Annotated in this window: 5 protein-coding genes and 1 pseudogene; 4 read left to right on the forward strand and 2 right to left on the reverse strand. The window is 35.7% G+C overall.

The annotated features are described in order from the left end of the window. The first annotated feature begins 642 nt into the window (after positions 1-642). Positions 643-1,533, forward strand: a complete 891-nt coding sequence (locus AC2TDN_RS26210) for a copper amine oxidase N-terminal domain-containing protein (protein WP_484690699.1) — start codon at positions 643-645, stop codon at positions 1,531-1,533. A gap of 138 nt (positions 1,534-1,671) precedes the next feature. Here AC2TDN_RS26210 and AC2TDN_RS26215 read toward each other — a convergent pair. Continuing rightward, positions 1,672-1,983: pseudogene (locus AC2TDN_RS26215) on the reverse strand (SpoVR family protein); the annotation flags it as partial. A 1,440-nt stretch (positions 1,984-3,423) separates the two neighbouring features. On the opposite strand from AC2TDN_RS26215, the gene AC2TDN_RS26220 reads away from it, so the two are divergent. From AC2TDN_RS26220 to AC2TDN_RS26230, 3 genes are read left to right on the forward strand one after another with little or no spacing between them, the layout of a single operon-like run. Further along, positions 3,424-3,933, forward strand: coding sequence for a hypothetical protein (locus tag AC2TDN_RS26220; RefSeq protein ID WP_484690700.1), 510 nt, complete (start codon positions 3,424-3,426; stop codon positions 3,931-3,933). A gap of 22 nt (positions 3,934-3,955) precedes the next feature. Further along, positions 3,956-4,597: an ABC transporter ATP-binding protein gene (locus AC2TDN_RS26225; protein WP_484690701.1), complete on the forward strand. Its 642-nt coding sequence runs from the start codon at positions 3,956-3,958 to the stop codon at positions 4,595-4,597. Next, positions 4,594-5,271 carry a hypothetical protein gene (locus AC2TDN_RS26230; RefSeq protein WP_482069746.1) on the forward strand — a complete coding sequence of 226 codons (678 nt, stop codon included), beginning with the start codon at positions 4,594-4,596 and terminating at the stop codon, positions 5,269-5,271. The genes AC2TDN_RS26225 and AC2TDN_RS26230 overlap by 4 nt, the downstream gene beginning before the upstream one ends. Positions 5,272-5,362: 91 nt before the next feature. Here the strand turns inward: AC2TDN_RS26230 and AC2TDN_RS26235 are convergent. After that, positions 5,363-5,571 (reverse strand): hypothetical protein (locus AC2TDN_RS26235; protein ID WP_484690702.1); only part of this gene is annotated, 209 nt, incomplete at its 5' end.

Genomic DNA, 5,571 nt, shown 5'->3' on the forward strand with positions numbered 1-5,571 from the left:
CATGGTAAGGCCACTCGATTTGTAATCTGTGATACGTTCAATCCATGCTTGACGACGTTGTTCTCTCGTGGTCATGTGGCAACCTCCTTCATTGGGTTGCCTTCATTTTCTCATGAATGGTTTAGACGTTGAAGGTGGGCTGGATTTGACGCTTACCCATATCCGGAAACGCGTGTTTCAGATTCCCAAGGCTGATCCCGAAAAAACTAGCGGAACCACTATTATAGAAATGGTTAAAAGTAAAAGAACCAAGTTCTATTTTTACTGCAGAAGAACTTTTCGAAATAACTTACAAGGTGTTGTTTTGTTATATGTGTACAGTCATGGAGTGTAAATTGAAAATTTTACGTGAATATGAAACATACTGTTACCAAGTCATTTATTATTTAGTGCAAAATGAGACCCAAGCAGTAATAGCAACAAGACGAGTTTTACTCTTGATTTATAAAAACAATTCTTTCTTTTCTATGTCTGACATAATGAAACGTAAAGAGATTCGAGGAATTGCTATAAAGCAGGCAATACAAGTCTTAACTGCCTAAGATAACAAAGGTCACGAAAACTCGCGGCTGCGTATTCGGAAATTTAGAGCAACTTTATACTAATAACAAGCGTCTATGAACGAAAGAGGAGGCTATAATTGTGAAAAAGTGGATAAAAATAGCAGCAGTCGCATTAACGGTGGCAGGAGTATTGTCAGCTGGTACGACCAGCATGGCTGCGCCAGCGCAGCCGTCAAAAATGTTTATTAACGGAGTTTACCAAGAAGATGTATTGGTTGTAAACGACAGAACGATGGTTCAGCTTCGAGCCTTTAACGACCCTAAATCATTTGTTTACTCCTATGAGACAGCAACAAAGACAATAATCATTAATAATCCGGTTCAGAAAATGACGGTGCATCTAAAAAATGGTTTGAAAACAGCGGAAGTAAACGGGAAGAATGTAAAGTTGGATGCACCTGTTACCGTGAAGGAAGGGCGGACTTACATCCCCGTTCGTTTTGTAACCGAGACGCTCGGAGGTAAAGTTGATTATGACAGCGGAGCAAAACATATCATTGTCCGGACCCCAACGGGCGAAGAGCAGTTTAAAACACTGAAAAACGGCGACCTTGCCAAAGCGCGGGCACTTGCGATTAAGTTGACTCGGATAAGTATCGGCACAGAGATCGCGCCTTATGGCGAAGGTTTCACTACAACATACAGGTTCCCTAAAGGGGAAGCGCTTCGCTATTTTATTTCGTATAAAGGTTTAGAAACTTATGTGGAAATCAACGCTAAGGGCATTGCTGAGATTAAGTGGCAGAAGGACACTTTGGGCGAAAATGGCGAAGCAGGCAAGGAGCCGAAGCCGTTTGGCGAGTCGGTTACTTTCATGGATAACTTTATGGCAGATATGTTGACCTATGGATCAGTGGACAGCACGGGTGAATATACGGAGCTAGGTGTCATTAATCGTTATGCTGACAAAGAATATGCGAATGTGATCATTATGCCTATTGATGGAGAAACACGAACGGATGCAAGATAGGAAAAAGGAAATAGCGGTGCAGGACAAGTGAAGAAGGATAGCTATGAGGAAAGCAAACCAGCATTAGCGATGGTCGCAGAAACATCCGAGGTGTACGGCAATGAGTAAGAAGAATTCGAAGTCGAAGGAAGAGTCGTTGAAAGGGAAGGCGCCATTTGCGCGAGGATAAGCGAGCTGATCGCGGATGTTTTCCCACGATTTATCGGTAATTTTCCATTCGGGACCTTTCTTTTCGAATACATACAGGTCCAGTTCTTTCACCAAATCTTTCGTTAGACAGTTACGGATGAAGGATACATCAGGATCTTGTTCTCTAACCTCGAACATTTTCTCTCGTCCACGTCCTGGAACTCGACCGTAACGATCTCGTTCTTCCTGGGTTGGATTGTCCCACAGTTTCCCGATATCCTCGAAGATCTTTAATCCCAGGTAGTAAGGATTTAATGTGTAAATATCGTCATAAGGTGAAGACGCAACTGTCGGAACAGACGGCTGACGTTTCTTCAAGGAGGAGAGATCCATACTTCATTTCGTATTCACTGATCCAACGATTTCTCTCACTAACATCTATAAAGCCGATGGATCGATCAATATAAAGTAGCTAATAAGCATCTTACGTTCTGGGCTAAAAGGAAATGATCCAGCGTTGGACTGCAAAATCACTGGTTCTATTGATCCGAAATGGGTAAAATAATTTTGGTACATCCCGAATTCGGGACGTACCAATAAGTAAAAAATTTTAATACATGAGAGGAACTTTTGAATGGAGTTAAAAAGGGCAGTGATCATGCAATTTAATTTAATGGTAAATAAACTAAACTTCAAGCTAGGGTTTTCCATAATGATGATATATACTGTAGGTGTTTACTTACTGAACGTATATTCAAACATAGGTATGGATATTTCTTCGATTTATTCAGCTGATTCTTTTTATGCTGGAAATTCATATGGACCTTACTTCCAATATCTTGTATCAATCTTTCCCTTTATTGTAGTATTTCCTTTTTCATTTTCATATCTCAATGATAAAAGTGTGAAAATCCTTCCGTTTTTACAGACAAGAATGGGGACTAACTATTATTTTTCTAAACTAATCACAACTTTTCTTGGTGGATTTATTATAATTTCTATTCCATTTAGTATTAATATTCTATTGAATTTAATTACATTTCCCGAAAACCTCAATACCTATTTTGGATTTTATAATAGCATAAACTACATTAGTGATTTGACAGGACAAAATGTTATAAAGGACTCTTACGGACGCGGTATACCGTTTTTAGGTTTGTATGTAACTAATCCTTTTGTTTACAATGTGTTGTATCTATTTTTATTATCTATGTTATCCGGACTATTAAGTATATTCTCTTTAGCATGTTCGTATTGGATTAAAAATTTCAAAGTTCTTGTTTTTATACCGGTATATCTTCTGGTATTTGTCTTTGATACAGCTGATTTTTATTCATTTAATTCCTTTAAATATCTAAATACTGACTTATTTGATTATGTGTCAATCGATACTACGTCGGGAAAAAGCTCGGCATTCTATTTGATTTTTTACATAACTATTCTCTTTTTTTCGATATTTAGAACATATCAGGTCAGTAGACATGACCAGATTTAGGGGCAAATATGATTAGAAGCAAAATGCTATTCAAAATATTCTCAATAGTACCTGTGATCGTGTTCTACCATATTATGATCTTCTCCTCTTCAACACAAATAGATGTACCAATCAAAACTATGATCGCAGAAATGATTTTTGGAAGTTTACATATTGGTAATATTAAATCCTATACTTTGTTAATTGATAAGTTGTTTTATATTCTGCTCTTTAGTATGTTATTTGGAACTTTCATATATAGAAACTTTTTGGTCGGGAGTGAGTACTTGTTCTCGAGATTAGGTAACAAAAAGCAATGGGTCTATAAAAAATCTATTGAATTATTTATTGTAGCTGCTTGCTATACTTATCTATTCTTAGCTACTATTCTCCTACTGTGTCTATACCGATCCAACTATGGATTGGATGCTGCAACTATAAAAATGCTTATATTTTTATGGATTACGATTACATTATTTCTTAATTTAGTAACGTTATTGATTAACTTCTTAGCTATCCGTTTTAGTAGCAATATTGCCTTTCTTAGTATATATATTGTTATTATGATCCTAGTTACACTTTCATTGAGTATGCGTTCAGTTTCAATCTTTATTGAAAATCCTTATTTACTTTTGCTTAACCCTGTTGCAACGATTATTTTGAACATGATGGAAAACGATTTAATGCATGTTACTGCTATTCTCTATTTTATTCTTTTGAATGGATTAGTAGTTGTGATTGGTGCTAATTATATTAACCAGATGGATATTGCGTTAATAGACAATGAGAGTATTTGATTAAGAAAGGTAGTTGAATTAATTGCCACAAATTACAACCCATAACCTCTGCAAAAATATAAAAGGGACTCCAGTTTTAAATAATATTAGTGTTTCATTGGAAAGTGGACAAATATACGGATTTGTTGGTAAAAATGGTTCTGGGAAAACAATGCTTTTCCGTGCTTTAAGCGGTTTAATTAAACCTACAACAGGTAAGATTTTTATCAATGGAAAAGAACTACATAAAGAAATACACTCAGTTAAGAATATAGGAATTATAATTGAAAATTCAGGGCTATATCCTGAATTTACGGGTTTGAAAAATCTTCAACTACTTGCAAAAATCAATAGACTAGTTGGAACTGAAGAAATAAAAGATGCAATTATAAGAGTAGGACTTGATCCAGAGGATAAGCGTACAGTTAGGAAGTATTCGCTAGGTATGAAACAGAGAATCGTCATTGCACAAGCAATTATGGAAAAGCCAGATTTTCTTCTACTTGATGAGCCTACAAATGCTCTTGATGAAAGTGGTATTGAACTAGTACGGACAATTATTAAAAAGGAGTCTGAGCGTGGTGCTTTAGTTTTGCTAGCAAGTCATAGTAAAGAGGATATTGAGCGTCTTTGTGATAAGAGAATTTTTATGTTTAATGGTAATCTGAGTGAAGGTGAACTATGATGAAACGCTGGATTATTTTTCAACTTTTAATAGTCGTGGGAGCTTTAGTTATTGGTCAACTTTTGAAAACGACATTTAAAGATGAGGGACTTTTAAATCTTAAGAGTACAAAAGACGCATTCTCTTTAGAACATGGTATTGATTACGTATTTACAGAAAATGATTACACAAGTTTTATAGATTATGAGAGCACTTATGTTGATAGTGTGAAAAGTGCCTCTTTAGTTGTTATAGCAAAACCTACAGGAAATATTACTCAACAGCATTTTAGTTTGGGTCAGGAGATAATGATAGAAAAAGTAATTAAGGGGGATATGAATATTGTTAATAATACGGCATTCGTTTATGGACTGCATGGTTTTACAATAAAAGAAAAAGAAACACAACCTACTTATTATTCCACTAAGAATTTAATGAAGCCAGACCATCAATATCTAGTATTTTTAACTTCTTTACAACTAAATAAACATCCAAAGAAAGATAGTTATCTACTTGTGGATTCATTTTTCAGTTACCTTGATTTAACTAGCAATAATTCTGAAATTACAAATGCTTTAGTAAAGAACTTGAAGTTCTCTGATTTACAAGAACTTGAGTTTTTTTCAAGCTCCCAGAAAACTTTGATTCAAATACTTAAAATAAAGAAACAGATTATTCATGATAATGGTTTGTAGAAGAGGGAAATAAGGTCCGCATGCAGAATAGCATTGCGGACCTTTGCGTTTTGGGGATGATAAGAACTCGTGCTCAGGATTCTTCGACGAGTCACTTCTGCGCTTTTTTGGCTGTTCCTCCACATTCAAATTTCTCAGAAAAAGAATGAGTGAGAATGTATTGAGAAAAAAGTCTGTAATAGCCTCTCGGAATTAGATGGGGGATTCCAGTGGTGATGCCAGAATAGTTATGAAATGGCGCTGGAAAATATGGAAGATGAAAACCAGTTTCAAAAAAGGCCAGACTCCACCAATTTTCCA

Source organism: Paenibacillus sp. Y660, assembly GCF_057221575.1.